We start from the raw sequence: 25935 nt of genomic DNA on the forward strand, positions 1-25935 counted from the left end.
AAAAAGAGCCATCATAGTGATTTAATCCAACGTGTTTTATTATCGATGAGTTTTTTAACCGACCCGCTGTTCAAGGCTTTGTTTTTTACGGATACGCCCCGGATAATATTAAAGGCCGATGCGCCAAACTTTACCATATTAACCTATAACGATGCGTATATGAAAGCAACGTATACCCATTATAGGAATATAGTTGGTTGGTACCTTTGGGAGGCCTTTGACCCTAAACGGGCAGGTAGCGACGGAGATAAATTTTTGCTTGATACACTTACACGCGCGGTGGTAAACAATGAAACTATTGTAACACCACCTTTCAATTATAATATCCCATCGGCCAACCCAAACATAATGGTTGAAAGCTGGTGGCAACTGGATATTATTCCTATTGTTGGTAAGCACAAGAAACCGGCATACTTGCTATTAACAACCAACAACATTACCGATAAAATATTAACTTAATAAAGTAGGCCCTGGCTTGGATTACCGCATAAATAACAGCGATAAAAGGACCGTTAGCAGTATCCGTCGATAGATTTGGGCTGTTCATCGATGCTTGTGTTTATTTGCTGGCGGTTGTTGTATGTTAGCAGTGCAAATCGGGGCGCACGCCCTATTGTGATAAGGTTTAGGTAAAGGCCTCTGAGCTGCGAGAGCAAAGAGGCTTTTTTTATGCCTTCATTTCGCTGGTTAAAAGCCGGTCCTGATATCTTTAAATACAGTAATTTTATCGCCATGAAGCTATATATAAAAAATATGGTGTGCAGCAGGTGCAAAATGGTTGTAAGAAGTGAGCTTGAAAAGGCGGGCTTGCTGGTACTTGGTGTTGAACTTGGTGAAGTAGAAATTAAGAACCCGCCTACAAATCAGCAGCAAATGAAACTGACATCGTCGTTAAACAAACTGGGGTTTGAATTAATTGACGATCAGAAAAGCCGCCTGATTGAACAAATTAAAACCATCATCATTGAGCATGTGCATTATACTGATACGCCGGCACCTTTAAAACTTTCGGCTATACTAACAGATAAGCTTAATTACGACTATGGATACCTTAGCAACCTTTTTTCGGAAGTAGAGGGTTCAACGATCGAAAAATATTACATCAACCAAAGGATAGAAAAAGTTAAAGAGCTGTTGGTTTATAACGAGCTTAGCCTTTCGCAAATTGCTTTCCAATTGGGCTATAGCAGCGTGGCGTATTTATCAAGCCAGTTTAAACAGGTTACCGGGATGACACCATCGGCATTTAAAAACCTGCAGGGTAACAAACGTAAAAATATTGAGGACCTGTAAATATTATAAAACATAACTATAATAAATAGAAAGCTTGGTGGGCAAACTAAAAGAAGAGCTTGCTCAAAAAAACATCCTGCTTATTTAATATTAGTTTAAAAGTAGCCGTTTTTAATATTAATAATGGTATTTTCACGCTAATAAATCGTTTTGCAATCGATTTATTGGCCGTTACCCAGGTAACGCATTTATCGCATATTTAAAACCCAGACCTTTGTTGTCATGTTTCCGGGGTGACAATAACTACACTTTTAATCGCCTAAGCGATAATTAAAATAATCATTCATTTATTAGCCGCTATATGTATAGAGGGACAACCGATGAGCTTATCATCGCCAACAAAGAACTGGTATACCAAAATACCGAGAAAGAGAAACGCGCCGGTGAATTACTGGCGGCAAACAACGAATTGGCCTATCAAAATTCTGAAAAAGAGAAACGCGCGGCCGAACTTGCTATAGCAAATAACGAGTTAGCCTATCAAAACGCCGAAAAAGAAAAACGTGCAAACGAGTTGATTGTCGCCAATAAGGAGCTGGCCTACCAAAACTCCGAGAAAGAGCAAAGGGCTGCTGAATTGGTGATAGCCAATAACGAGCTCAAATTTCAGAACCAGGAGAAACAAAAACGGGCAGATGAGTTAAACGTTGCCAACGTTGAACTGGCTTTCCAAAATTCTGAAAAGGAGAACCGGGCAGCTGAATTGATTATAGCCAATGATGAACTGAAATTTCAGAACCTGGAAAAGCAAAAGCGGGCCGATGAGTTAAACATTGCCAATATTGAACTGGCTTTTCAAAATTCCGAAAAGGAAAGCCGGGCTGCTGAATTGATCATAGCCAATAGCGAACTTAAATTTCAAAACGAAGAGAAGCAAAACCGCGCCGAGGAACTGGAAATAGCCTATAACAAAATTAAAAAGGCCGAAGAGTTTTTGAAAGAGTATATCCTTGGGTTAGAAAAAATGATGTTTATGACCCATCATAAAGTACGCCAGCCGGTTGCCAATATTTTAGGTATCGCCCAAATTCTTAACCAGTTTTTGCGTTCGCCCGCTACATTGAAAAAAATGGTTGGCTATATGGAGGTTTCAGCAATCGCCCTTGATGATTTTACAAAAGAGCTAACCATTTTTGTGAGTGAGCTGGAAAAGAAGGGAAAAAGCAACGGGGTTGAATGATCTGTTTTGCCGATGCTGTATTAAAAGAGCTTGTTTAGACGGACAACTACTATTATACAATATTCTATAATATAAACTAATGTACACTACATCCTAAATCTTAAGGAAACCGATCTGCCTAAAGCCTGCGCCAGTTCAGGATCAATCAGCGGGCCGTTGCCTTGCTGTATCCATACACTTCGTTCATCTTTTTGAAGGGTGATTGTTTCGCCGTTCAGCAAAATTTCAAGTTCGCTGGTAGTCTTGTTTATTGGCGATGTGTTAACCTGGTAAACAAGGTCGGTATCGTTGTACGTTATTCTTAGTGGCAGTCCCATCTGTGTCTTCTCTCCGGGTAAATATACAAATCCAATACTCCAAAAAAGCAAAAAGATGTAACTATGGCTTCGTTCTTGTAGTAAGTACCTAAGGGATAGTTGATTAAAAAAAACAATAATAGGACGGTGCGTGCTACGCTGCCAACTGATATGCTACCTTTTCAATCAGGTTGTTAATACCAAATGGTTTCAATAACACATCATCTGGTGCACCTTTTTGGTTTAGCGCCGAGCCAACATCTTCGCCAGGCAGGCAGATAATCACCGGAAGGTTTTTAGTATCCCGGTTAAGCTTTATCAGCTTGCAAATTTCCAGGCTATCCAAGCCCGGCACCAATATGTCAAGTATCACCAGGTCTGGGTGGGATGTCTTAATTTCGGCAAAGATATTGCCGGCATCGTGAAACGATACCACATCATATCCGTTTGCAGTTAAAATATAGGTCATCACCTCTATCATTAACTCGTCGTTATCAACTATTAATATTTTCTTCGCCATACTCGTTTCAATCCCCTTCGGTTTAACAGGTGCAAAGCGCATGCCATTGATTAACTTGCAGTTAAATCTGGTTTTCTACAGGTGAAAGGTGTATAGATTATGATATAATTTTAACATATTTTACAATAATTGCACGCGGTTTTTCGGGGCTTAATAGATCAGTTTTGTTACATTTGGCTGGATAAAAGATTTACGAGATAATAATGGATATTGTTAATATAAAGAAACTGGCGAAGGAGCTCAATATTTCTACGTCAACTATCTCAAGGGCATTTAACGGCAGCCCCGATATTAATAAGGATACCAAAGAACGTATACTGGCCTTTGCCAAAGAGCATAACTTTTTGCCCAATCATTACGCCAGTAATTTAAGGGATAAAAAAACTAAAACATTGGCTGTTATTATCCCCGAAATAGCCAACGATTTTTTCTCACAAGCCATAAACGGTATTGAAGAGGTGGCTCGTAAAAAAGGCTTTTATATTTTACTTTACCGCACAGATGATGTTTTTGAAAAAGAAGTGTCGTTTGTAAATTACCTCAATAACGGCAAGGTTGATGGCATCATCATGTCAGTATCCGGCGAAGCTAATGACCATAATTACCTGCGCCAGCTGGAGTCAAAAAATGTTCCGGTTGTGTTTTTCGACAGGGTGTATGAAGATATTGATGCAGCCAAGGTAACCACTAATGACTATGATAGCAGTTTTGATGCCACAGAGCACCTGCTGCAAACCGGTTGCCGCAGGGTAGCATACCTGGTGGTAAACAAAAGCATTTCTATTGGGCAGGTGCGTATGCAGGGTTATATGGATGCACTTAAAAAGCACAATGTAGCTTTTGACGACGAACTGGTTATTGATTGCAGTAATGACGAGAAGGTAAACTACAAGATATTGACCAAGGTGTTGCAGGAAATAAAGCCCGATGGGATTTTTAGCTCGGTAGAGCGATTGGCGTTTGCCACCTATTATGTTTGTAATGACCTGGGGATTGATATCCCGAAGCAACTAAAAATAGTAAGCTTCTCCAGTTTGGGGATAGCGCCTTTATTAAGCCCCGCGCTATCAACCATTACCCAGCCCGCCTACGAAATGGGCATTAAGGCCGCCAACCTGCTATTTGAAGCATTGGAGCACAAAGCCGCCACAAACCATAAGCGGCACGTGGTTTTAAAATCTAAATTGTTTATCAGGAGGAGCTCCTCTGGTGAGTAGAGAGTGGTTGATTGGGTGAATGGTTTAAGCCGGATTTAACCCAATCAACTACTTACATAATCAACCACTCACCAACATTAAACGTGTATAAATAACTCGCTTTTAGGCCTGCGTACTTTAATCATTTTGCTGTAAACATCATCTTCGGCACGGTAGCCAACGGCGGCAATAACCGAGGTGGTTAAGCCTAATTCTTTTAAGCCCAGTATCTCATCAAATTGGGCAGCATCAAAACCTTCCATCGGGCCGGCATCTATGCCTAATTCTGCGGCTTCGGACACCAGTACCCCTAAAGCAATGTAAGTCTGTTTATGCGACCAGGCTAACTTTTGCTCATCTGTATTGTTGCTTAATCTGCCTAAAATCACTTGTTCAAATCCGGCAAGGCTTTCACGTTCCACATTACGCACATCGGCAACCAGGTCGATAAATTTTTTGCCAAACGCCTCGTCCAATGACGTTACCGAGGCAAAAACGAATAATGCCGATGAGTCTGTTATTTGTGGTTGATTATATGCTGCCGCACGCAGTTTTGCTCTTACATCGGCATCGCGGACAACAATCACTTTGAATGATTGCAAACCGTATGATGATGGTGCAAGTTGTATTGCGCTTTGCAATTGATCTAATTGCTCGGCGGATATTTTTTTCGAAGGGTCGAACTTTTTTACTGCAGCCCTTTTTTGTAATTGATTTATTAGTGACATGACGATTTCTAATTTTGTTGACACAAAAATAGATGTTTAAACATTTAAATGCGTCATGCCATCGTAAACTATAAATTGGCTTTGGCTTTCAGTTCGTCTTCTTTATCGCTTTCTTCTTTTTTAAGTCGCCGTTTTTCCTGGCGGATGTCTTTACGTGTTTTGCCTGCCGTATCTATATTGTCAATCCGGTTTTTATAATCCAGCTTAAGCGCCTCAATTTGCTCTTTAAGTTTTTCTTTGGCGGTTTTTTCTTTTTGTTTTTCTACCTGCTCTTTCTTTTGCTCAACGCTATCCTTTTTACCAAACAGGCGCTGAAAAAAGCTTGGTTTTTTTACCGGCTCCTCAATAACAGGTAATGTTTCATTATCGTCATTTCCGCCCTGTTTCATCAGGCTATCTGCTTTAGCGGTATCAATAGGCGCAATTTTTTCTCTTAAACTCTCTTTTAGCCTAACGTTATAAAACCCGTAGGCGCTGGTATCGCGCGCGGTTAGTCCTTTTTCGGCCATCAGCTTACCTATCAGGTTAAAATAACCATGCAGGCCGGGCCTCAGGCTACCGTCGGGCTGAAACGCGTATAAGCCACCTTTTGGATACGGAACTATACTGGCCAGGTAAATACTCTCGCCCAGGGTAAGTTCCGATGGCGACTTACCAAAGTAAAAATGCGATGCCTCGTCAATGCCGTATATGTTGCGGCCCCATTCAATAATATTCAGGTAAACTTCCAGCATCCGGTTTTTGGTCATGATGCGGTTGTTTTCGATGATCCAGACAATCAATATCTCCTCAATTTTACGGACCAGGTTTTTATCCCGGTTTAAAAACGAGTTTTTAACCAGCTGCATAGATATACCACTGGCGCCCCGTTTAAACTTTTTGGTTTTAAAATCGGTTGCCAATGATTTGCGGAACGCTTCTTCTACAAATCCATGATTATTATAAAATGAAGGGTCTTCGGCAGTCATAACCGCGTTGCGCAGGTTAGGCGCGATTTGTTCCAGTGGTGTAAATTCAGGATTATCCGGGCCTATAAGGTGCGGTGCCTGCGGCTTGCCTTTTTCATATGGGGTGTAAACAAACGGACTGTTCAGCTTACCCAGATCGGTTTTGCCGTATTTAATTATCCGGAAGCCATCCTTGTCCAGGCGCGAATCAAATTGCAGGTCATCTATTTTTGTTGCATCCATGTAAAAATGCATGCTATATTTTAGTTTGCCTGCAACCTTAATGCCATCAAGGGCATCAAACATTCCTTGCGGAAAGGAGTCGAAAACATCGGTGGCATTAAGCCAATCGGTGTTCATCTTTAGCTCGTATATTTTGGTTGGATTAAGCGTGTATTTAATAAATGGCCTGGCTACCAGGTTTTTTATATGAATTGTTGATGAACTGTCGATAGATACATAATTACTGCCCACAAACAGGTTGGCATCAATAGATGCCTTGGGGAAAATAATATCACCAGGCGACAAGCCAGGGTGGTTGATGAGCAGGTTACTTACCCCCCATGATCCGTAAATACGGGTTTCGCCGCCACTATGTTCAACTTTGGTTAATTTGGTTGATATGGTATCGGCATTTATTTTCAGGTGAAGCTTTTCCTGTATAATAGGCAATTCTATTTTTTTACCGTCGGCATAAAGTTTTACATCGATGTTTTTATCAGACGGATGCATTTTACCCACAAAATGCCAGGTAGATTCGCCGTTATCAACATCTATGTTTGACGTAAGGTTACCATCTTTTATCTGCGCGGTTTTTGCAAGTAGCTTTAGCTTGGTGCTATCGTCTTTAAAACTTACCACAAAATTGCTTAATGTAAGGTTATCCGGAATTTTGTACAGCACCTCGTTAACCAGGTTGTTGGCCAGTACAGATAGATCGGCTTTGGTTGTTGATGTGGTATCGCGCTTCTTTTTAAACAAAAAATCAAAGTTTTTAACCCCTTTGATATTTGTGAGGTTGATAAACCCATCCTGTAATAAAACATCCGATAATTTAATATTGCCCACAATAAGTGGTAACAGCTTAACACTCACTACAAAGTTTTTGATGCGCAACAGGCTGTCGCGCTGCTCGGGTACTATGGTAACATCCGAAAAAGAAACTGTTGCCGCGCCTGTAAAATGGGCCGATCCGATTTTTACATCTAAATTATAATCGCGCTTTGCTTTTGCAGTAGCTTTGACAATAGCTTTTTGAAGCAGGGCCTCGCGTTTTGAATAGGCGATATAACCACCTATTAACAATATGAGGAACAGCGGGATAAGGACAAATGCGGCTATGCGTATATATTTAGGGTTAAGGCGCTTCATAAGTAAATTTTTCCAAAACTAAACTAATTCTTATCCCCTGCAAACGGTTGTTTCTGTAATTTGTTTCCTGCTTAAACACAAATCAACCACTCGTTTTCATAAATTTGCCATAATATTATGATAATCACTAAAGAACAAGTTTTACAAGCACTGGGCAATGTTGAAGAGCCAGACCTGAAAAAAGACTTGGTTACCCTCAACATGATACAGGATATACATATTGATGGCAACAAGCTTAGCTTTTCGGTAATATTAACCACGCCGGCTTGCCCCTTAAAGGCCCTAATTGAAAATGCCTGTCGCAATGCCATCAGCTATTTTATCAGCAAAGATGTTGTGGTAGATGTTAACATGACATCGCGCGTTACCACACAGAAAAATACAGGCGTGCCGGGTGTTAAAAATATCATCGCGGTAGCATCAGGTAAAGGTGGCGTTGGTAAATCAACCGTTGCTGCAAACCTGGCGTTAGGGCTGGCAAAATCGGGCGCTAAAGTGGGGTTGATTGATGCAGATATTTACGGCCCATCTGTACCCATCATGTTTGGGCTTGAAGGCGCACGCCCCCAGGCAGGCGTCGTTGATGGCAAAACCCGCATTGAACCTATTGAAAAATATGGTATCAAGCTATTGTCGATAGGTTTTTTTACTGATCCTAACCAACCCGTGCCGTGGCGCGGGCCAATGGTATCAACAGCTGTAAAACAACTGTTTAATGATGCCGACTGGGGCGAACTGGATTACCTGGTTGTAGATTTGCCACCGGGCACAGGCGATATCCACATTACTATTACGCAAACCTTCCCGGTAACAGGAGCGGTTATTGTAACCACGCCGCAAAATGTAGCTTTGGCCGATGCCCGCAAAGGGGTAGGTATGTTTATGATGCCGGCAATTAATGTCCCGATACTGGGCGTGGTCGAAAACATGTCGTACTTTACGCCGGCCGAGCTTCCGGATAACAAATATTATATTTTTGGCAAAGGCGGCGGGCAGAAGCTGGCCGAGCAGCTGGATGTGCCCTTTTTAGGCGAAATTCCGCTGGTAAAAAGCATCAGTGACTCGGGCGACGCCGGCGCTCCGGCAATTTTGGATGCTGATGGTGTAATGACCAAAGCTTTTATTGATATGGCCCAGCGCGTAGCGCAGCAGGTAGCTATATCAAACGCGAAGGCTTTTGAAGCGAGTCTTGAGTCAAAAGTTTAAAGTTTTGACTCATAAGTCTCAAGTCAAAAGTGTTAAACCGGCCCTTTTTGACTCAGAACTTAAGAGTTTGGACTAACCACTTTAAGTATAAAATATATTGCAAATTATTGATAACTTTACTTTAGTTATAAATTGGTAAAAATGAGTTTATTAAGTCAGGTTGAAGCAGCTTTAGATACCATTCGCCCGTATCTGGAAGCTGATGGCGGGAATGTTTCAGTTGAAGAGATTACGCCCGAGGGTGTTGTTAAATTAAAATTATTGGGCTCATGCGGTTCATGCCCTATGAGTATCATGACCCTAAAGGCAGGCATTGAGCAAGCCATAAAAAAAGCAGTACCCGAAATTACCAGTGTTGAGGCATTAAACCTTACCGACATTGATGATCCGAATGCGGTGCTGCCCGAGAATTTAAGATAGTGTTAAGTATTGTTAAATCCTGTTTATAATTTACGGTATTAGCTATTTTTGAGCAACTTTTTGAAACCATTTGGCGTTATTAAGGTAACATACAGCAAATAGGTGTTTAGGTATATGAAGTACTTGGTTGTTATATTTTTATTATTTGCATCGGTTGCGACATTTGCGCAAAAACACGATGACAGGCCTCTTGTGCAATTTACCGGGGTGGTGCATAATGCCGATAGTACAGATGTTATTGTGCCCTATGTGTCAATTACCAATACATCTTTTCATAACCAGGTATATTTAAGTAACTATAAAGGCTATTTTTCGTTTGTAGCGCATGAGCAGGATACCCTGCGCTTTACCTGCGTTGGTTACGGGCAAATACTGGTGGTTATACCATCAAACCTAAATACCAAAAGCTATACTTTGCAGGTGAACATTAAGCCGCAAATTATTAACCTGCCTACATTTCACGTATTTCCGTGGGCCACTACAGACGAGTTTAAGAAAGATTTTTTAGCTATAAAACTTGCTGATGACGATCTCGAAATCGCGCGTAAAAACATCAGCAAGGCATCATTATCAGCCTTGTATAATACCTTGCCCAGAGATGCACAGGAAATACAATCGGCAAACGCGCAATCAATGCACAACACCATCCTCAACACGCATTCACTTACACCCAACCCTTTGCTTAATCCCCTGGCCTGGGGCAGCCTGATCAAGCAGATATCAGACGCGGATAGTAAGTAAGTCGTAAGTCCGGAGTATAAAGTCAAAAGTCTGTTTTGGTGCAATAAAAAGAGCCTACTGATGCAGGCTTGGTTTTATAAGATATGTTAACTTCTGACTAAAGACTTAAAACTTCAGACTTATCTCCCCTTCTTTACAGCCGGGAATTTCATTTTGTACTCCACATTCACGGCACCTTTCGAAATATCGTTCAGTTTTTTCTCAATCAGGCGCTTGCGCAACGGGCTCAGTTTATCAGTAAATAGTTTACCTTCAATGTGGTCGTATTCGTGCTGGATAACGCGGGCGGCCATGCCTCTGTAGGTTTCTTCGTAATGCTTCCAGTTTTCGTCGTAATACGATATCTTAATAACCGGTTTACGGTAAACATCTTCACGTATATCCGGGATGCTCAGGCAGCCTTCGTTAAAACCCCACTCTTCGCCGGTTTCTTCTATTATAGTTGCGTTTATAAATGCTTTTTTAAAGTCTTTAAGGTCTGGTTCATCATCATCAAACGGGGTGGCATCAACCACAAATAAACGCATAGACATGCCTACCTGCGGGGCTGCCAGGCCAACGCCACGGGCACCGTACATAGTCTCAAACATGTTATTAACCAATTCTTTGATATGTGGATATTCATCCGGCTCAATGGCTGTTGCTTTCTTTCTTAAAACAGGATCTCCGTAAGCGATGATAGGGTACTTCATTTTGCAAAAATACAGGTTTATTATTTAGGCTCAAACTTCAATGTAATAAGCCTGTCATTATCAAATATTTCGTTGCCTATTTCCAGCAATTGTTCGGCGGTAACGGCATTTATTTTGTCAAAAATGTCTTCCAGCGTATCAATATGGTTAAAATCAAGCAGGCTTTTGGCCATTGATATAATCAGGCTCATCCGGTTCTCTTCGGCAAGGGCTATTTGCCCAATAAACTTTTGCTTGGCCTGGTGCAACTGCAGGGTGCCCAGTTTTTGATCGCGCAGTTTCTTCAGTTCTTTGTGTACCAGGCGCGATGCCTTTTCGGCCTTTTCGCTATCGGTGCCAAAATAAACCGAGAAAATGCCGGTATCGCTAAATGGGGTATAGTTTGATTCGATGGTATAGGCGATGCCATACTTTTCGCGGATCTCGAGGTTTAAGCGGCTGCTCATCCCCATGCCGCCCAACAGGTTATTAAGCAGTAACAACCCATATTTATGCTGGTGTGATGAAGGGTAAGCCTGCCCGCCAATTATGCAATGCGTTTGCGATATAGGCTTTTTCACAATTACAATACTGCTGCTATTGGCCTTTGGCGCAATTCTGTTTTTTTGAGGGTGATGAGCTGCTATCCCGCCGAAGTATTTTTCGCATAGCTTAACAACTTTCTTAAAATCGTAGTTGCCATGTACGGCAAATATCATTTCGGAAGTGCTGTAGTTAGCTTTGATAAAGGCGCGCATGTCATCGCTGTTCATACGGCCAACGGTTTCGGGTGTGCCCAAAATATTTTTGCCGAAAGGATCGTCCTTAAACAGTAATTCCTCAAAATCATCCTGGATAGCTTCTTCGGGCTGATCAAGGTACGAGGCTATCTCATCCAATATTACGCCGCGTTCCTTTTCCTGTTCATCTTCGGGAAAGGTGGAGTGGAACAGGATATCCTCAAATAAATCAATAGCGCGTTCCAGGTGCTGGTTAAGTAATGAGGCGTGTATGCAGGTATATTCTTTGGTAGTATAAGCGTTTAAATCGGCGCCAACAAGCTCCAGCCGGTTCAGGATCTGGTTGGTATTGCGCCTTTCTGTTTCTTTAAACAGCAGATGCTCAATAAAATGGGCAAGCCCTTCCTGCTGGTTGGCTTCATCGCGCGAGCCTGCGTTTACAATAAAGCAGCAGTGCGTTATGGCAAATGGCGATTGCTTGTATAAAATACGGATGCCATTTGGTAAGGTATGGGCCTGGTAGTCGATCATATAAGAGTGCAAAGATAACGTTATATATGTTACAATTATTTTACGTGTAATTTGCAAGCGATTTTACTATTTTAGTAGATTGATACCATACCGTGCGAAAGCACCCATAGTGATGCAGTTATAGCCGGTAGTACCCCTTGTAAAAACGCACCAATGAAAATTAAAATTGCAGACCTAGAGTTTGAGCCCCTTATTAACGCCGAAACGATTGAAGAACGTGTAAAAGCTATTGGCCTACAGTTAAATGAAGATTTTAAACAGAGTGTTCCGGTATTTGTGGGAGTACTTAACGGAAGCTTCTTATTTATAGCCGACCTGATAAAACAAATCTCTATCCCCTGCGAAATCTCGTTTACCAAGCTGGCCTCCTATTACGGCGGCACTACCAGTAAACTAAAAATCCGCGACGATATTGATTTAATTGTGGATATAAAAGGCCGCGATGTGCTGATCATTGAAGATATTGTTGATACCGGCAATACGCTGCATTACCTGATAGATAAATTAAAACAACGTGGCCCGGCTTCTATTAAAGTATGTTCGCTGTTACTAAAACCGGCCGCCCTTCAAAAGAAAATTGACGAACTAAAATATGTTGGTTTTGAAATTGAGAATGAGTTTGTAGTTGGCTACGGTTTGGATTATAAAGAAATGGGCAGGAACCTTGATGCCATTTATAAGAAGGTGTAACTTCCTTTGGGAGTTGAGGGATCGATTTCGGATTGATTTATGTTGCAAAATATAACAAACAATGCCCATGAAAAGAGCATTAACAATTGCCGGTGGAATTATTATCCTTGCGGCAATTTTTGTTTCGGTAAAAGGGTATAATATTGTTATTCCCGCTTCTCAAAGCGGTGATGTCCTTCCCGTTCTTAAGTTGAAGAGCGGCGATACCGTAAATGTTTTTTCTCAATTCGATTTTACAAAGGATGATTGGGTTGCTTATATCGTTATACCGCCTTCAGACTTTGCCGATCTTAACTCCCAAATTCCTCATCGCACTTGCCTGAAAACAACCGACAGGAATCTTTTACAAAAAATGAAGCGTGAGTGGCGGTTTAAAATGACACAAGGCGATGTTGCAACGGTTGAAAGCGTTTTTTACCTATTAAAGAACGGAAAGACAGTGTTTCGATCGGGTATAGTTTTAGATACCTATAGCCAGGTGTTACAAAATTCGGTATATGGCGAGATGTTGCCCGTTGATAAGAATGCAATGATAAATACCTGCCGGGAATTTAGAAATGTGTATTGGCCGGTGGTTGTTTTTTAAAGATATAAACACATTGCTTCATTTTGTATATTTGTATGGCTATGCTCGCTACAATTAAAGGATATTACGAAAAAGGTCGCATCATCATGAGCGAGGATGCCCCGGTACAATCTAAAACCGAGGTAATAATTACGTTTTTAACAGAACCAGAAGAACAGAAACCGCTTAAAAGGACTCCGGGCGGGTTAAAGGGCAAGGTTTCTTTGCCGGATGATTTTAACGAGCCCCTGGATGATCTTAAAGATTATATGTAATGGCCAATAAAAGGTATCTGTTAGATACGCATTGCTTACTTTGGTTTCAGGAAGACAACCCCAAAATCCCAACCAGTGTATTAGAAATATTGGAGCAAACGGATAATATTATCTTATTAGCCAGGTAAGCCTATTCGAGTTGGCCATTAAATTAAAGATCGGAAAGCTTCCCGCCTTTCACGCCACTGTAGAAGATATCTATAGCCAAGCCCTTACTGATAGCTTCACCTACCTGAACATTCAAAAAGAACATATTTATAAATATCAACAAATCCCGCTTTTTGAAAATCACCGCGACCCGTTTGATCGATTGCTAATTGCTACGGCAATGGAAGAAAACGCTATAATTCTTTCGGTCGATGAGAAATTCAAACTTTATAAGGATTATGTAGAGGTGATTTGGGATTAATACTTACGCCCCAACCAAGCCCGCCATCTCATTTAAAAATACCAGCGCCTGGTCAATACTATGCACGCCTTCAACACTCAGCCTGAGCGTGTTTTTCACTTCCTTTAGGTTAGTGCGCCTTGGGTTGGCCTGCACAAAAGCAAGCACATTATGGAATGCCTCGGTTTCAAAGTACGATGATTGCTGGTTAGTTATAAAATAACCACGTAGTACATTCTTTTTCAACGATATTTTTTCAAAACCAATTGCCTTGCCCATCCATTGCAGGCGCATGGTGTTTAACAAGTCATGTACCTGTGGTGGTATTGGTCCAAAACGGTCATGCAGTTGTTGTTGGAAGGCCGATAACTCAATCTCCCGCTCCAGTTTGGATAATTCGGTGTATAAGTTATAACGTTCGGATAAATTGGTCACATATTCATCGGGGATCAATATCTCCTGGTCGGTATCTATCTGGGTGAAGGAAATATATGGACGTGGCTTATCATCCGGGAATACGCCTTTAAATTCATCGTCTTTCAGCTCCTGGATGGCTTCGTCCAAAATTTTATGGTACATCTCGAAGCCTATTTCGGCAATAAAGCCGCTTTGCTCGGCTCCAAGCAAGTTGCCACTGCCGCGAATGTCCAAATCGCGCATGGCTACGTTAAAGCCACTGCCCAGGTCGCTAAACTCCTCAATTGCGCTAAGGCGCTTGCGGGCCTCGTTGGTGAGTGTTGACAACGGCGGGCTGAGCAGGTAGCAATATGCTTTTTTGTTGCTCCTGCCCACGCGACCGCGCATCTGGTGCAAATCGCTCAGGCCAAACATGTGGGCGTAGTTGATGATGATGGTATTGGCGTTCGGGATATCAAGGCCGGCTTCAATAATAGTGGTAGCCACCAGCACATCGTACTCGTGGTTTACAAATTTTAGCATTACATCTTCAAGCGCATCGCCTTCCAACTGGCCGTGGGCAATGCCAATGCGGGCTTTAGGTACCAGTTTGTGAATCATGCCGCCTAATTGTGGCAAATCGGCTACGCGATTGTGAATAAAGAAAACCTGGCCGTCGCGCTCAATTTCAAATTCAACAGCTTCTTTTATCAGTTTATCATTAAATACATGCAATTCGGTAACAACCGGCTGCCTGTTGGGCGGTGGTGTTGATATGATTGACAGATCCCTTGCGCCCATTAGCGAAAAATGCAGGGTACGGGGAATCGGCGTTGCGGTTAATGTAAGTGTATCTACATTGGCACGCATTTGCTTCAGCTTCTCTTTGGTGCTTACGCCAAACTTTTGCTCCTCGTCAATAATCATCAGCCCCAGGTCTTTAAACTTTACATCCTTGCTTACCAGGCGGTGGGTACCTATAATGATATCTACCTTGCCTTCCTTCAGTTTCTCTAAAGTATCCTTTATCTGTTTGCTGGTTTTAAAGCGGTTAATGTAATCTATATTAGCCGGGAACCCCTTAAGCCTATCGGTAAATGTTTTGTAGTGCTGGGCCGCTAAAATGGTGGTTGGTACCAATATGGCCACCTGTTTGCTATCGGCAACGGCCTTAAACGCCGCACGAACGGCCACTTCGGTCTTGCCAAAGCCCACATCGCCGCAGATAAGCCTATCCATAGGATGTGGCGATTCCATATCTTTTTTAAAGTCGGCAGTGGCCTTTTCCTGGTCGGGCGTATCCTCATACAAAAAGGACGCTTCCAGTTCGGTTTGCAGGTAGCTATCGGGCGAAAAAGCATTGCCATGCTGGGCTTTGCGCAGGGCATAAAGCTTAATCAGGTCGCGGGCTATGTCTTTAACTTTTTTTTTTGTTGTTTTCTTGAGGCGTTCCCAGGTATCGGTTCCCAGCTTGTTCATGCGCGGAACGGTGCCCTCCTTGCCGCTATATTTAGATATGCGGTTAAGCGAGTTAATGTTTACATACAGCAAGTCGTTATCCGCATAAATCAGGCGGATCATTTCCTGCTGTTTGCCGTTTACCTCTACTTTTTCCAGGCCTGCATATTTGCCTATACCATGGTCAATATGGGTAACATAATCACCTGGTTTCAGGTCGCGCAGTTCTTTTAGGGTAATGGCTTGCGAGCGCTGATAACCTTTTTTAAGCTTGTATTTATAATAACGATCAAAAATCTGGTGATCTGTATAACAGGCCAGCTTTTGTTCGTGGTCAACAAAACCTTCGCGGATGGAGATACTTACCGGGGTAAATTTTACCGTTTTATCCAAATCATCCAATATGGCATACAAACGCTCCACCTGGCGCGATGAATCTGTGAGGATAAAGTTTTCTATCTTTTCCGCCTCGTTATTTTTGAAGTTGTGGATCAGTAGCGTAAAATCCTTATTGAAAGATGGCTGCGGGCGCATGTCAAAGTTGATTGATGCGCCTGGCTGATAAAAAAACTGTTTGCCAAACTCCACCACGGGGAAATCAAACAGCTGGTCGGCAATAAGCTTCTCGTCGGTGAAGCCAAATTTAGGGTCAATCCAGTCGGGGTTTTGGGTTTTTTCGTCTGCAGATAATGCTTTCCACAAGTTGGTGGCTTTTTTAAAGCCACTTTGAATAATGTCCAATGTAAACTGTACGTCCTTAATCCAAACCTGGGTACCCGGCTCTACATATTCTAACAGCGAGATATTGCTCTCGGTTAAAAATTTAGATTGTACATTGGGCACAATGGTAATGGTTTTTACCTGCTCAACAGATAATTGGCTCTCGATCTCGAACGTGCGGATAGATTCAATAAAATCTCCAAAAAACTCCACCCGGTAAGGCAGGTTGTGCGAGAATGAAAAGATATCTACAATGCCGCCACGCACAGAAAATTGCCCAGGCTCGTACACAAATTCAACGCGCTCAAAATCGTATTCAATTAAAAATTCGTTGATAAACTCTATGCTGAGTTTATTGCTTACTGCAATTTCGAGCGTGTTTTTTTCGAGAGAAGCCCGGTCAATTACCTTTTCGGCCAGAGCCTCGGGGTAGGTAACTATCAACTGGCCAAATTCCGAAGCGTGGTTAAGTTCGTTGAGTACTTCGGCCCGTGCCAGTACATTGCTGCTATCGGGCTGCGTAAATTCAAAGGGCTTGCGGTAGGATGAGGGGAAAAGCAATACTTCTTTGCCTGTAAGGTTTTCCAGGTCGGCCTGGAAATAGCCGGCTTCCTCGCGCTCGGGCAATACAAACACCATGTGCTTGTGCTGCAAAAAATATAATGCTACCGCCATGGCCGCATCACTCGATCCGACTAAACCACGCAGCTGTACCCTTGGATTTTTTGAAGCATTAAGCGCAAGGGCCAATGCTTTAATCCGGTCATCAGCTTTATACCTATCTAATATATCACGGATGTTCAAACTGCTGCAAATGTACGCAAAAAAGCCTTTTTAAATAAACAGCTATAAATACTATAAAACAATGCAAACAATATGGCGGCTTATTTACTTTTTAATGATAAATTAGGGTATTATTTCCCCCGGAGCTGAACCTAATTTTTAAAAACCAAAATGTTATTATTATGAAGAATGCAATTATTTGGGGCGTTATTATTGGTGTATTAAGTGGAATCTGGATGTTTGTGATGCACAGTTCGGGCATTGTACCCACCAGCGACAAAGTAGCCACGCTTGAATACTTTTCGTTTATTATACCAGCCATAGGGTTGCTTATTGGCATTTACAGTTATAGGCAAAACGAATGCAAGGGGCAGATGGGTTTTTTAGAGGCGCTGATACAAAGCTTTAAAATTTTAATTGCCGGCGGAATTGTAACCGTTTTTGCAAGCATATTATATTTCAGTTATGTATCATCTGCAAATACGTTGCGCGATTTTTCGGGCCGCATTTTCGGTGCTTTGTTAGTTGGCGTTTTATTGGCGTTTGCAGTATCTTTACTGTTTACCAATAAATCAAACAAGGTTGATTAAACGGCTATTTCGCAACTATTTTGAACTCATTTTCTGGATTACCGCCATGCTGTGCCTGGCGTTTACTTCGCCGCAGGCCACATCACATTTTACATTGTGCCCTTTAAAACTCATGGGCATAAACTGGTGCCCCGGCTGCGGTTTGGGGCACTCCATCATCTACCTGTTTCACGGGCAAATTCCCAATTCATTTCATGCCCATTGGTTAGGTATACCGGCGGTTCTGGTGATATTTCACAGAATATACATACTAATTCGCGTTAATCTCTACCGTTCAAACTATCAAGGCTTTATCCAACGATAAACTTTTCACCGCTAAAACCCACGGTTTCACCGACTTGTTAGCCCTGCTAACCTATATCCCGTAGGTGTTTGTTATGTGCCGATGTACCTTTATATCATCAAAACAAACACAAAATTAACCATTACTAAAATGAGCACTTACCCAAATTCATATATGATGTTCGACGGAATGACTCCCGAAGAATTTTCTTTTGTACAACAGGCCACCGCCGCTTTAACCGAAAATCAACAACGTTATTTTATGGGTGTTTACGCCAGCAAACGCCGCAACCCCCAGGATATTTTGCTGGCCACACTTGCGGGTTTCCTGGGTGTATCAGGTATTCAGCGCTTCCTGACCGACCAGATTGGAATGGGTATTGTATACTTTTTTACCGCAGGCTTTTGTTTTATCGGTACCATCGTCGACCTGATTAATTACAAGGGTATTGCCAACGAGTACAATCAAAAAATGGCTTTCGAAAGCTTCAATATCGCTAAAATGACCAACTAAGTTTTCCGGTTACGGGCAAAGTTTCAATATATATACATCAAAAAATCCACCTTCTGTTACGGGGTGGATTTTTAGCTTAAAGCGGAAAGCGCAAAGCAGAAAGCCCAAAATCTTAACTAAACAGGCTAATACTTTTATCAGTTTTCAGCTTCAGGCCTTTCGCTTTCAGTTTTTTGCTTTCTGCTTTAAGCCTTCGGCCTTCAGCTCTCTTCTCCCAAATACTTGTTGTCAATTTGTTTATCGGCTTTTGCCCCCAGCTTTTTGATTTTTTCGGCTGTGGTGGTCAGGTTTCCGCGGCCGTCTGATAGTTTATTTACGGCGCTGTTATAAGCATTTTGGGTATAGGTAATGTTTTTGCCAATATTATCCATATCGCCTAAAAAGCCAACAAATTTATCATACATATCGCCGCTAAGGCGAGCTATCTCCAATACGTTACGGTTTTGGCGCTCCTGTTTCCACATACTGGCAATGGTGCGCAGGGTAGCCAGCAGGGTAGATGGGCTTACTATCACCACTTTTTTATCCCAGGCGTAGTTAAACAGCTCGCCATCCAACTGTACGGCTATACTGAACGACGACTCTATAGGCACAAAAAGCAACACAAAATCGGGCGAGTTTATTTTATACAGGTCGTGATATTTTTTGGCAGATAAACCGCCAATGTGGTTTTTAATCGATTCTACATGCGCTTTGGCAAATAACTTACGGTCTTCTTCGGTTTCGGCGCTTATCAGCCTTTCGTAAGCTATCAGCGAAACCTTTGAGTCAATAACCAAGTGCTTTTCATCCGGCAGGTCGATAATTACATCGGGCTGATAGCGGATGCCGTCATTGGCCTGCATGGCAGCCTGTATGCGGTATTCCTGGTCCTTAACCAGGCCCGACCGTTCCAACACCCGTTCCAGGATCACCTCGCCCCAGTTGCCTTGCTTTTTGTTGTCGCCTTTAAGCGCCCTGGTTAAATTCTGTGCCTCGTCGCTTATCTGTTTGTTAAGGTCCATCAACTGGGTTATCACGCCTTTCAGGGTATTGCGCTCGGCGGCTTCCATGTTGTAAACTTTCTCTACCTTATCTTCAAAAGCTTTCAGGTTTTCTTTAAGCGGATTTAAAATCTGGTCAAGATTGTTGCGGTTTACATCAATAAACTCTTTTGATTTTTCTTTCAGCAGTTTTTCGGCCACGTTTTCAAACTCCTGCTGAAACTGCTTGCGAATTTGTTCTATCTCCACCTTTTGCTCCTGCATTTTTTCCTGCTGCGAGGTATAGTACGCGCGCGCATTCTCCAACGATTTATTGGCAGCGGCCAACTGGGTACGTTCATACAATAGCTCATCCAGTAGCCGGTTTTTCTCGTCCTTTAAAAATTGGGTAATGTTTTCTTTTTCGCCAGCCAGGCCGCTGGCTTTTTCTTCGGCCCTGGCCAAAGCAATCTTAAGCTGATCGCTCTCTGAGCGCAGCCGGTTTAAATCGTCTGCCGATATCAAATCAACGGCTTTTGGCTTTTTAATAAACAGCAAAACGGCTATCAGCAGTATAACAACCGAGGTAATAATCAGTATCTCTGAATTCATTTTGATAAAAATATTAGCAAATTTAGGTTAATATTTTTAGTAATCATAAAGGTGTTAGCTTAATCGCACGGCGGCGACGACTCACCCCGACGACCCCGATAAATATCGGGGCGTCCCCCCTCTCTCCGACTGCGTCGCATTGAGGGGGCTCGAAAAAGAAAAGGAAAAATATATTTTAACTCTCTTTGCGGCGCAACCGGAGAGAGGGTCGGCCAGCATGGCGTAGCCGGGGTGAGTAGTGACCGGCGTTCAAACCGATGGTTTCGGCATGAGCCATCGGTTTCAGCATTCCGACATCGGAACTCCACATTCCCTCGCCAAATTCCCCATTTTTTCCTTTCGTCCAATAACTGTATTTTTGCCATCTATGCCACCCCGTAACAAACTTTATTTTGCTTCTGATTTTCATTTGGGCGCCGGCGCATTCACCAATAGCCGAGATCGTGAGGCGAGGATAATACGCTGGCTGGATACCATAAAAGCCGATGCTGCCGAACTTTTTTTAATGGGTGATGTGTTTGACTTTTGGTTTGAATACAAAACCGTTATCCCTAAAGGATACATCCGTTTTTTGGGCAAACTGGCCGAACTTACGGATGCCGGCGTAAAGCTTTACCTGTTTAAAGGTAACCACGATATGTGGATGTTTGATTACTTTGAAAAAGAACTTGGTGCCACCATCATCAGCAACGAATTAAAAATAGAGCGCGGCGGCAAAAAATTCTTCCTGCATCATGGCGATGGGCTTGGGCCTGGTGATAATTTTTACAAGCTGCTGAAAAACTTTTTTCGCAGCGGATTTTGCCAATGGCTGTTTGCGCGTTTACATCCCAATTTTGGTGTTGGCATAGCCAATTACTGGTCGACCAACAGCCGCATAGCCAGTTCAAAAAAGGAAGGCCCCGAAGCTCACGTGCAGGAATGGCTGGTTACTTTTTGCAGGGAAGAGTTGCAATCAAATTTTTATAATTACCTCATCTTCGGCCATCGCCACCTGCCTTTAGATATACAACTGACGCCCGAAAGCCGTTATATTAACCTGGGCGAATGGGTTAATTTTAATACCTACGCGGTATTTGACGGGGAGGAACTAAGGCTGGAGTATTTTGAGAAACCCTGATGTGATGGGTGTTAATGAGTAGTATATATTCAACAAGGTTCATCTAATTTTAAAACCGCAAATAACTGATGAAGCAATTAAAACTGATAGTGATTTCCATCCTTTGCATTTTGACTGCTTCCTGCTCAAAAAAGAATGATGCTGTTACGCCGGCCCTGCATACTGTTAAAATTACCATAAGCGGCAGCGCCGACTTTAATTTAACGGTAACAACCTCTGCCACCGCTGGTGCCCCAGAAAAATTAGTGGCAAATTCGTTGGCTGTGGCCAAAGGAACGACATACACTTATTCCGAGCAATTGCAATCAACAGGCTTCCTTTCATTTAGCCTGCTGTCTGATGTTTTCAACACCATCTCTTATACCATTTACAACGATGATAAAGTAGTGCTGCAGGATACAAACGGCCAGGCCTATACGCATACGGTATTTGGCGTGGGTTATATAGTTCCATAGTCAATTGTAAGTAAGGAAAGGGCGAACAAGGGTGCCAGTAACATCAAAATAATGAATGTGGATCCAGGGAATTGCTTTAAGTCAAGTAATTGACAGGATGCTCCAGAGGAGCAAAAGCTTTGTAGCATAAATGAAATAACGTTTTTGCGTGCCAGAGGTACGCTAACTAACGTTCCGTACCTCTGGCACGGAGCTCAATCTTGAATTTTTTTCACTACCAAGCTTTTCCCCCGCTGGGGCAGAAAATCCTTAAATTATTTCTTTTTGCGCCGCAATACTAATATCACCAAGAACGCTATCAAAGGTGTAGTAAAAATGGCAAGCAAAACCGAACCCCAATAACCCAGGGCAGTATTTCGACCATAGTTGCCTATTGCTATAAGCAAAAAGAAACCAAAAACTAAAACTATTAAAAGTTCAGGCACACCAATATTTAAAAATGCTAACGTCATGTGATAAGGGTTTTGATACAAATAAAAGCAAAGATCTCGTTAAATAACGTGTGTTCGGGATAAGATTAAGAAAATCTCGAGCGATATTTAATTATTCAATTAATTGAATATCAATAACTAAGCATATTTTGTTAATCAGTTGATGTTAGCGGCTTATATCGAACTCACGTTAACTTAATGACATTGCTCTACAAGTTAGCTTAAAAGTGTATTATTTTGTAAAAGTTAACCGTTTGTAGATGAAAAAGGCTAAACGCGACTTTCCTGATGTTGGATATTGAACACCAATATCTTCATTGTTCGATATTTACCAATTGTGTCATTAATTAACGGAAGCCTGGCTGGCAATTACTTCGCCTTCTCTACCCGTATCCCCACATCACTCACTTCGTGCAGGGGATTGTCGCGCATGTTTTGTTCAATCTCAAAATGGTAAATGCCCTTAACCGGGAATTTAAAACCGCTTTGAAAAGGGACCTGGTAGCTATATAAATTACCCGATCCTTTGCCCAGCCACTCGCCATCTTTACTGGCCAGTTTCAATTCGTAACGGGTGGTTTTAATGTAGCCGTTGGGGCTTTTTTGATGGATAAGTATAAACAGGTTGGAGTATTTGTAGGCATCGGTTACCCGCAGGTTAAAGTACAGGTTGTAGGCCGCTTTTTCGTCATCTATCTTACAATCAAACTTAGCCCGGTTTACGTACGACCAGTTATGATCGGCAATTTGTGTGTTGGTATCTACAATTGCGCCAGGATCGGTACAGCTACCCAACAGCATGGTGATTAGTACACATACAGCCGGGTAAAGTATTTTGATAAACCGTTTCATTTTATTGGGGCGTATTATCCTGTGGCGGGTTATTGTTATTCCGGTTTTGATTATTGGGGCGGTTTGGCCTGTGGCGCCTGTTGTTGCCGCCACCTTCGGGCCTGCTGCCGCCTTCCTGCGGCGGGCGGTTACCTTGTTGCTGTGGCTTTGGGCCCTGTTGCGGACCGTGTTGCTGTTGTGGCCTTGGCCCTTGTTGCGGGCCATGCTGCTGCTGGGGTTTTTGCCCCTGTTGCTGTGGTGTACGGTTGCCCTGGTTTTGAGGCGGCTTGTTGCCTTGCTGCTGCGGCCTGTTACTCTTTGGCGGCCGGTTACCTTCAGGGGCACCGGCGGGGCGCTCGGCTACCGGGGCTGCACCTTGCGGGCGGGGCTGGTTTGCAGGCCTGCCTTCGGCACCGCCAGGTTTTTGCTGCTGGTTACGGTTTTTATTATTGTTGTTTTTCTTTTGATTTTTGGCGCGGTTACGGTCGTCTAAACGGGTAAGGCTGTCTTGGCCAACTACGTTTTCGTAGTCAAGCGCTTTTATTACCTCGGTTTCCTCCATCTCCAGCTCGCCCAGGTCGGCAGGTATAATACCTTCACGGTTTTGCTGCTGAATTTCTTTAACCTTGGCTATGGGCATCGGTATCCACGCTTCTTCGCGCGGGTAGCTAAACCACATGATCTTTTTAAATATGTCGGTTTTTTGCAAACGGGCATCGCCTTTCTCGGTTTTAAGCACGTTTACATTATCGGGGATGTGCTTTAGCGCATCCATGTAGGTATCCAGCTCGTAATTTAAACAGCACTTAAGCTTACCACACTGGCCTGCCAGCTTCAGGGTATTTAACGACAGGTTTTGGTAACGGGCTGCCGAGGTAGATACTGTTTTAAAATCGGTTAACCAGGTTGAGCAGCAAAGCTCGCGACCGCAGGAACCAATACCGCCTAAACGGCTTGCTTCCTGGCGCATACCTATCTGGCGCATCTCGATACGGATGCGAAAGGTTTCGGCCATTTTTTTGATCAGCTCCCTGAAATCCACACGGCCTTCGGCGGTGTAATAAAAAGTTGCTTTGGTTTTATCGCCCTGGTAATCCACGTCGCTCAGCTTCATGTTCAGGTTTAAATCAAGGGCCAGCTTGCGCGATTTGTGCATGGTTTCCCATTCCAGGTCCTTGGCCATTTTCCATTTATCCACATCGGCAACGGTAGCACGGCGATAGATTTTTTTAACCACATCGGCCTCTTTTACATGGCGCTTGGTCATTTGCATGCGCACCAGTTCGCCGGTGATAGATACGTGGCCAATATCATAGCCGCCGGTGGTAGCTTCCACGGCAACCAGATCGCCTGCTTCCAGGTAAATATTATCGTTATTCAGGTAAAATTCCTTGCGCGAGCCTTTAAATTTTACTTCGATAACATGAAAAGGTTTATAATTTGTTGGCATATCCATGTGGGATAGCCAATCGTAAACATCTAATTTGCTGCAACCGTTGGTAAGGCATGAGCCATTACTTTTGCAGCCCGCAGGTGAGCATCCGCCCCCTGTTGAGCAACTTCCACATCCCATAATTAACTTGGTATATATTGACTCCCCGAGGGGATGGTTTTTAAATTTAATATTTTTATAATCTGTAAAGATACATCTAAAAATAAAATTTTAGGATTTGCATTTCTCTCTACGTGGTAATGCGCTTTTTCAAGCTCGGTACTTATATATTGAGCCTTGTTAATATCAAGGACGTTGGTCATTTTTTGGGCGGTTTCCAGCTCTTTTGCAGGCAGGTGCACCAGGTTGCCGGCACCGGCCATCAGCAGGCAGCACTCGCGGATAAAGCTGATGCCGTAGCGTAAAAAATTCTTTTGGTTTTCGCGCCCCATTTTGGCAAAGCTATCAACAAAAGTTAAAACCTCCATCCCCCTATTGCTGAAACACAGGCGCAGCCATTGCACAAAAAGTTCGTGGTAGCTTTTGGTATCCTGTTGCAGCATGGTAAGCGCCTCGGTTAAGTTACCATTGGTAAGGTAGGCAATTTCGCCCGCGGCATCTTCGGTTTGGTGGTGCTCGGCTATAAGGTATTCCTTTACTTCTGCCGAATGCAGGCAGGGTATTTTAATGAGCTGCGTACGGCTCAGGATGGTATTCAGTATCTGGTCCTGGTTTTGGGCCACCAATATAAACAACGTATTGGGCTGCGGTTCTTCGATGATTTTAAGCAAGGCATTGCCCTCTTTATCCAGATATTCGGGTAACCAAAGAATCAGGATCTTGTAGGCAGATTCAAATGGTTTAAAGCTGAGCTTTTTAATAATCTGGTGGCACTCGGCTATATTAATATTAGCCTGTTTGTTTTCGGCGTCCAGGTAGCCGCGCCAGGCATCCAGGTTTAAATATGGGTTAGCACCAAAAGCCTCGCGCCACTGCTCAATAAACGTAAGAGCGGTATCGTCCTTATGTTTGGCGAAGAAAGGGTACGAAAAATGGAGGTCGGGGTGCATCAGTTTGTTGTACTTGCGGCATGATGAGCATACGCCACAGGAGTCATCGGGCTGCTTATCTTCGCAGCTCAGGTACTGGGCATAGGCCACGGCAAGCGCCAGGCTGCCCGAGCCTTCGGGGCCTAAAAACAATTGCGCATGACTTACCCGGCTCTCTGCCACCGAGTTAAGCAACCTTTGCTTTGTTGCCGCTTGTCCAACTATTTCCTTAAACTGCATTTGGTGCAAAATAGTGATTTTAGTTTTAAGTAGTGAGTTTTGAGTTAACGTTTCAGGGCTGACGCATTAGAAATTTTTATTAGCGATAAGCGTTAACAGAAATTTATGGTTCCAACCAGCCATTTTTCGTTTGGCCTTCAGGCTGGCCTTGCTGGTTTTATCAGCTTTCAGAATATTTAAGGCTATTTTTCTGACGACTGCCAGGTTTTGAGCGGCCTGCCTGTTGCGTGTGGTATTGTGGTCTTCGCCAAAACCAACATCCAGTTGCCAGTGCAACTGATTTTCTATCCCCCAATGTGCGC

General features: G+C 43.0%; 30 protein-coding genes. 16 read left to right on the plus strand and 14 right to left on the minus strand.

Features of this window, described 5'->3' with window-relative positions; all coding sequences use genetic code 11:
* Positions 1–45: 45 nt before the first annotated feature.
* From AC1DV1_RS26730 to AC1DV1_RS26740, 3 genes are all read left to right on the plus strand, one after another.
* Positions 46–459, plus strand: a complete 414-nt coding sequence (locus tag AC1DV1_RS26730) for a hypothetical protein (protein WP_477366185.1) — start codon at positions 46–48, stop codon at positions 457–459.
* A 273-nt stretch (positions 460–732) separates the two neighbouring features.
* Positions 733–1293: a helix-turn-helix domain-containing protein gene (locus tag AC1DV1_RS26735; protein ID WP_477366188.1), complete on the plus strand. Its 561-nt coding sequence runs from the start codon at positions 733–735 to the stop codon at positions 1291–1293.
* 301 nt (positions 1294–1594) lie between these two features.
* On the plus strand, positions 1595–2473 hold the full coding sequence (locus AC1DV1_RS26740; RefSeq protein ID WP_477366191.1) for a diguanylate cyclase: 879 nt from the start codon (positions 1595–1597) through the stop codon (positions 2471–2473).
* A gap of 86 nt (positions 2474–2559) precedes the next feature.
* Here AC1DV1_RS26740 and AC1DV1_RS26745 read toward each other — a convergent pair whose 3' ends face one another.
* Together AC1DV1_RS26745 and AC1DV1_RS26750 are read right to left on the minus strand one after the other, a co-directional pair.
* On the minus strand, positions 2560–2790 hold the full coding sequence (locus AC1DV1_RS26745; RefSeq protein ID WP_090652238.1) for a hypothetical protein: 231 nt from the start codon (positions 2788–2790) through the stop codon (positions 2560–2562).
* 133 nt (positions 2791–2923) lie between these two features.
* Positions 2924–3289 carry a response regulator gene (locus AC1DV1_RS26750; protein WP_477366194.1) on the minus strand — a complete coding sequence of 122 codons (366 nt, stop codon included), beginning with the start codon at positions 3287–3289 and terminating at the stop codon, positions 2924–2926.
* Between the two features lie 203 nt (positions 3290–3492).
* Here AC1DV1_RS26750 and AC1DV1_RS26755 point away from each other — a divergent pair, with 203 nt between their 5' ends.
* Positions 3493–4506 carry a LacI family DNA-binding transcriptional regulator gene (locus tag AC1DV1_RS26755; protein ID WP_477366197.1) on the plus strand — a complete coding sequence of 338 codons (1014 nt, stop codon included), beginning with the start codon at positions 3493–3495 and terminating at the stop codon, positions 4504–4506.
* A gap of 77 nt (positions 4507–4583) precedes the next feature.
* On the opposite strand, the gene AC1DV1_RS26760 is transcribed toward AC1DV1_RS26755, so the two are convergent.
* Both AC1DV1_RS26760 and AC1DV1_RS26765 read right to left on the minus strand, forming a co-directional pair.
* Entirely contained in the window at positions 4584–5213 is a 630-nt protein-coding gene (locus AC1DV1_RS26760) for a nitroreductase family protein (protein ID WP_477366200.1), read from the minus strand.
* Positions 5214–5281: 68 nt separating this feature from the next.
* The gene (locus AC1DV1_RS26765; protein WP_477366203.1) at positions 5282–7531 is read right to left on the minus strand and encodes a transglycosylase domain-containing protein; all 2250 of its coding nucleotides are present in this window, start codon (positions 7529–7531) and stop codon (positions 5282–5284) included.
* Between the two features lie 117 nt (positions 7532–7648).
* On the opposite strand from AC1DV1_RS26765, the gene AC1DV1_RS26770 reads away from it, so the two are divergent.
* The 3 genes from AC1DV1_RS26770 (at position 7649) to AC1DV1_RS26780 (ending at position 9898) form a co-directional block, all read left to right on the plus strand.
* Complete coding sequence (locus AC1DV1_RS26770) at positions 7649–8737, plus strand: Mrp/NBP35 family ATP-binding protein (RefSeq protein WP_477366206.1); 1089 nt, start codon at positions 7649–7651, stop codon at positions 8735–8737.
* A gap of 141 nt (positions 8738–8878) precedes the next feature.
* Complete coding sequence (locus AC1DV1_RS26775; RefSeq protein ID WP_090652233.1) at positions 8879–9157, plus strand: NifU family protein; 279 nt, start codon at positions 8879–8881, stop codon at positions 9155–9157.
* Between the two features lie 114 nt (positions 9158–9271).
* The gene (locus tag AC1DV1_RS26780; protein ID WP_477366209.1) at positions 9272–9898 is read left to right on the plus strand and encodes a hypothetical protein; all 627 of its coding nucleotides are present in this window, start codon (positions 9272–9274) and stop codon (positions 9896–9898) included.
* A 119-nt stretch (positions 9899–10017) separates the two neighbouring features.
* Here AC1DV1_RS26780 and def read toward each other — a convergent pair whose 3' ends face one another.
* Positions 10018–10590, minus strand: a complete 573-nt coding sequence (gene def, locus AC1DV1_RS26785; protein WP_477366212.1) for a peptide deformylase — start codon at positions 10588–10590, stop codon at positions 10018–10020.
* A gap of 20 nt (positions 10591–10610) precedes the next feature.
* Positions 10611–11837, minus strand: a complete 1227-nt coding sequence (locus AC1DV1_RS26790) for a M16 family metallopeptidase (RefSeq protein WP_477366253.1) — start codon at positions 11835–11837, stop codon at positions 10611–10613.
* A gap of 156 nt (positions 11838–11993) precedes the next feature.
* Between AC1DV1_RS26790 and hpt the strand changes: the two genes are divergently transcribed.
* The 4 genes from hpt (at position 11994) to AC1DV1_RS26810 (ending at position 13779) form a co-directional block, all read left to right on the plus strand.
* Positions 11994–12530, plus strand: coding sequence for a hypoxanthine phosphoribosyltransferase (hpt, locus tag AC1DV1_RS26795; RefSeq protein WP_477366215.1), 537 nt, complete (start codon positions 11994–11996; stop codon positions 12528–12530).
* Between the two features lie 67 nt (positions 12531–12597).
* On the plus strand, positions 12598–13116 hold the full coding sequence (locus AC1DV1_RS26800) for a hypothetical protein (RefSeq protein ID WP_477366218.1): 519 nt from the start codon (positions 12598–12600) through the stop codon (positions 13114–13116).
* Positions 13117–13157: 41 nt separating this feature from the next.
* Positions 13158–13370 (plus strand): DUF2281 domain-containing protein, encoded by a 213-nt coding sequence (locus tag AC1DV1_RS26805; RefSeq protein ID WP_477366221.1) that lies wholly within the window; start codon positions 13158–13160, stop codon positions 13368–13370.
* A 115-nt stretch (positions 13371–13485) separates the two neighbouring features.
* Complete coding sequence (locus tag AC1DV1_RS26810; protein ID WP_477366256.1) at positions 13486–13779, plus strand: type II toxin-antitoxin system VapC family toxin; 294 nt, start codon at positions 13486–13488, stop codon at positions 13777–13779.
* Between the two features lie 3 nt (positions 13780–13782).
* Here the strand turns inward: AC1DV1_RS26810 and mfd are convergent, their stop codons facing one another.
* Positions 13783–17136, minus strand: a complete 3354-nt coding sequence (mfd, locus tag AC1DV1_RS26815; protein ID WP_477366224.1) for a transcription-repair coupling factor — start codon at positions 17134–17136, stop codon at positions 13783–13785.
* Between the two features lie 161 nt (positions 17137–17297).
* Between mfd and AC1DV1_RS26820 the strand changes: the two genes are divergently transcribed.
* Complete coding sequence (locus AC1DV1_RS26820; RefSeq protein ID WP_147053995.1) at positions 17298–17705, plus strand: DUF4199 domain-containing protein; 408 nt, start codon at positions 17298–17300, stop codon at positions 17703–17705.
* A gap of 15 nt (positions 17706–17720) precedes the next feature.
* Here AC1DV1_RS26820 and AC1DV1_RS26825 read toward each other — a convergent pair whose 3' ends face one another.
* Complete coding sequence (locus tag AC1DV1_RS26825; protein WP_477366262.1) at positions 17721–17864, minus strand: hypothetical protein; 144 nt, start codon at positions 17862–17864, stop codon at positions 17721–17723.
* On the opposite strand from AC1DV1_RS26825, the gene AC1DV1_RS26830 reads away from it, so the two are divergent.
* Together AC1DV1_RS26830 and AC1DV1_RS26835 are read left to right on the plus strand one after the other, a co-directional pair.
* Positions 17818–18009 carry a DUF2752 domain-containing protein gene (locus tag AC1DV1_RS26830; protein ID WP_477366259.1) on the plus strand — a complete coding sequence of 64 codons (192 nt, stop codon included), beginning with the start codon at positions 17818–17820 and terminating at the stop codon, positions 18007–18009. The two genes, AC1DV1_RS26825 and AC1DV1_RS26830, sit on opposite strands and share 47 nt — an antisense overlap.
* Before the next feature lie 129 nt (positions 18010–18138).
* Positions 18139–18501: a TM2 domain-containing protein gene (locus tag AC1DV1_RS26835; protein ID WP_225976501.1), complete on the plus strand. Its 363-nt coding sequence runs from the start codon at positions 18139–18141 to the stop codon at positions 18499–18501.
* Positions 18502–18701: 200 nt separating this feature from the next.
* On the opposite strand, the gene AC1DV1_RS26840 is transcribed toward AC1DV1_RS26835, so the two are convergent.
* Entirely contained in the window at positions 18702–20075 is a 1374-nt protein-coding gene (locus tag AC1DV1_RS26840; RefSeq protein WP_477366227.1) for a DNA recombination protein RmuC, read from the minus strand.
* A gap of 367 nt (positions 20076–20442) precedes the next feature.
* Between AC1DV1_RS26840 and AC1DV1_RS26845 the strand changes: the two genes are divergently transcribed.
* Together AC1DV1_RS26845 and AC1DV1_RS26850 are read left to right on the plus strand one after the other, a co-directional pair.
* Positions 20443–21195, plus strand: a complete 753-nt coding sequence (locus AC1DV1_RS26845; RefSeq protein WP_477366231.1) for a UDP-2,3-diacylglucosamine diphosphatase — start codon at positions 20443–20445, stop codon at positions 21193–21195.
* Between the two features lie 68 nt (positions 21196–21263).
* The gene (locus AC1DV1_RS26850) at positions 21264–21650 is read left to right on the plus strand and encodes a hypothetical protein (RefSeq protein WP_477366234.1); all 387 of its coding nucleotides are present in this window, start codon (positions 21264–21266) and stop codon (positions 21648–21650) included.
* Between the two features lie 254 nt (positions 21651–21904).
* Here the strand turns inward: AC1DV1_RS26850 and AC1DV1_RS26855 are convergent, their stop codons facing one another.
* The 5 genes from AC1DV1_RS26855 to AC1DV1_RS26875 form a co-directional block, all read right to left on the minus strand.
* Positions 21905–22102, minus strand: a complete 198-nt coding sequence (locus AC1DV1_RS26855) for a hypothetical protein (RefSeq protein ID WP_477366238.1) — start codon at positions 22100–22102, stop codon at positions 21905–21907.
* A 348-nt stretch (positions 22103–22450) separates the two neighbouring features.
* Positions 22451–22933, minus strand: coding sequence for a gliding motility lipoprotein GldH (locus AC1DV1_RS26860; RefSeq protein WP_477366241.1), 483 nt, complete (start codon positions 22931–22933; stop codon positions 22451–22453).
* Between the two features lies 1 nt (position 22934).
* The gene (locus tag AC1DV1_RS26865) at positions 22935–24485 is read right to left on the minus strand and encodes a PSP1 domain-containing protein (protein WP_477366244.1); all 1551 of its coding nucleotides are present in this window, start codon (positions 24483–24485) and stop codon (positions 22935–22937) included.
* 2 nt (positions 24486–24487) lie between these two features.
* Positions 24488–25633: a DNA polymerase III subunit gene (locus AC1DV1_RS26870; RefSeq protein ID WP_477366247.1), complete on the minus strand. Its 1146-nt coding sequence runs from the start codon at positions 25631–25633 to the stop codon at positions 24488–24490.
* Positions 25634–25699: 66 nt separating this feature from the next.
* Positions 25700–25935, minus strand: a 236-nt coding sequence (locus AC1DV1_RS26875) for a transposase (protein ID WP_477366250.1), incomplete at its 5' end; no start/stop codon positions are given.

It is taken from the genome of Mucilaginibacter sp. P4_D1, from assembly GCF_056401935.1.

What these genes read in the sequence shown, in the direction of transcription:
- AC1DV1_RS26730 (WP_477366185.1), top strand. Translation starts at nt 46, where the DNA reads ATGAGTTTTTTAACCGACCCGCTGTTCAAGGCTTTGTTTTTTACGGAT.
- AC1DV1_RS26735 (WP_477366188.1), top strand. Translation starts at nt 733, where the DNA reads ATGAAGCTATATATAAAAAATATGGTGTGCAGCAGGTGCAAAATGGTT.
- AC1DV1_RS26740 (WP_477366191.1), top strand. Translation starts at nt 1,595, where the DNA reads ATGTATAGAGGGACAACCGATGAGCTTATCATCGCCAACAAAGAACTG.
- AC1DV1_RS26745 (WP_090652238.1), bottom strand. Translation starts at nt 2,790, where the DNA reads ATGGGACTGCCACTAAGAATAACGTACAACGATACCGACCTTGTTTAC.
- AC1DV1_RS26750 (WP_477366194.1), bottom strand. Translation starts at nt 3,289, where the DNA reads ATGGCGAAGAAAATATTAATAGTTGATAACGACGAGTTAATGATAGAG.
- AC1DV1_RS26755 (WP_477366197.1), top strand. Translation starts at nt 3,493, where the DNA reads ATGGATATTGTTAATATAAAGAAACTGGCGAAGGAGCTCAATATTTCT.
- AC1DV1_RS26760 (WP_477366200.1), bottom strand. Translation starts at nt 5,213, where the DNA reads ATGTCACTAATAAATCAATTACAAAAAAGGGCTGCAGTAAAAAAGTTC.
- AC1DV1_RS26765 (WP_477366203.1), bottom strand. Translation starts at nt 7,531, where the DNA reads ATGAAGCGCCTTAACCCTAAATATATACGCATAGCCGCATTTGTCCTT.
- AC1DV1_RS26770 (WP_477366206.1), top strand. Translation starts at nt 7,649, where the DNA reads ATGATAATCACTAAAGAACAAGTTTTACAAGCACTGGGCAATGTTGAA.
- AC1DV1_RS26775 (WP_090652233.1), top strand. Translation starts at nt 8,879, where the DNA reads ATGAGTTTATTAAGTCAGGTTGAAGCAGCTTTAGATACCATTCGCCCG.
- AC1DV1_RS26780 (WP_477366209.1), top strand. Translation starts at nt 9,272, where the DNA reads ATGAAGTACTTGGTTGTTATATTTTTATTATTTGCATCGGTTGCGACA.
- def (WP_477366212.1), bottom strand. Translation starts at nt 10,590, where the DNA reads ATGAAGTACCCTATCATCGCTTACGGAGATCCTGTTTTAAGAAAGAAA.
- hpt (WP_477366215.1), top strand. Translation starts at nt 11,994, where the DNA reads ATGAAAATTAAAATTGCAGACCTAGAGTTTGAGCCCCTTATTAACGCC.
- AC1DV1_RS26800 (WP_477366218.1), top strand. Translation starts at nt 12,598, where the DNA reads ATGAAAAGAGCATTAACAATTGCCGGTGGAATTATTATCCTTGCGGCA.
- AC1DV1_RS26805 (WP_477366221.1), top strand. Translation starts at nt 13,158, where the DNA reads ATGCTCGCTACAATTAAAGGATATTACGAAAAAGGTCGCATCATCATG.
- AC1DV1_RS26820 (WP_147053995.1), top strand. Translation starts at nt 17,298, where the DNA reads ATGAAGAATGCAATTATTTGGGGCGTTATTATTGGTGTATTAAGTGGA.
- AC1DV1_RS26830 (WP_477366259.1), top strand. Translation starts at nt 17,818, where the DNA reads ATGGGCATAAACTGGTGCCCCGGCTGCGGTTTGGGGCACTCCATCATC.
- AC1DV1_RS26825 (WP_477366262.1), bottom strand. Translation starts at nt 17,864, where the DNA reads ATGATGGAGTGCCCCAAACCGCAGCCGGGGCACCAGTTTATGCCCATG.
- AC1DV1_RS26835 (WP_225976501.1), top strand. Translation starts at nt 18,139, where the DNA reads ATGAGCACTTACCCAAATTCATATATGATGTTCGACGGAATGACTCCC.
- AC1DV1_RS26840 (WP_477366227.1), bottom strand. Translation starts at nt 20,075, where the DNA reads ATGAATTCAGAGATACTGATTATTACCTCGGTTGTTATACTGCTGATA.
- AC1DV1_RS26845 (WP_477366231.1), top strand. Translation starts at nt 20,443, where the DNA reads ATGCCACCCCGTAACAAACTTTATTTTGCTTCTGATTTTCATTTGGGC.
- AC1DV1_RS26850 (WP_477366234.1), top strand. Translation starts at nt 21,264, where the DNA reads ATGAAGCAATTAAAACTGATAGTGATTTCCATCCTTTGCATTTTGACT.
- AC1DV1_RS26855 (WP_477366238.1), bottom strand. Translation starts at nt 22,102, where the DNA reads ATGACGTTAGCATTTTTAAATATTGGTGTGCCTGAACTTTTAATAGTT.
- AC1DV1_RS26860 (WP_477366241.1), bottom strand. Translation starts at nt 22,933, where the DNA reads ATGAAACGGTTTATCAAAATACTTTACCCGGCTGTATGTGTACTAATC.
- AC1DV1_RS26865 (WP_477366244.1), bottom strand. Translation starts at nt 24,485, where the DNA reads ATGGGATGTGGAAGTTGCTCAACAGGGGGCGGATGCTCACCTGCGGGC.
- AC1DV1_RS26870 (WP_477366247.1), bottom strand. Translation starts at nt 25,633, where the DNA reads ATGCAGTTTAAGGAAATAGTTGGACAAGCGGCAACAAAGCAAAGGTTG.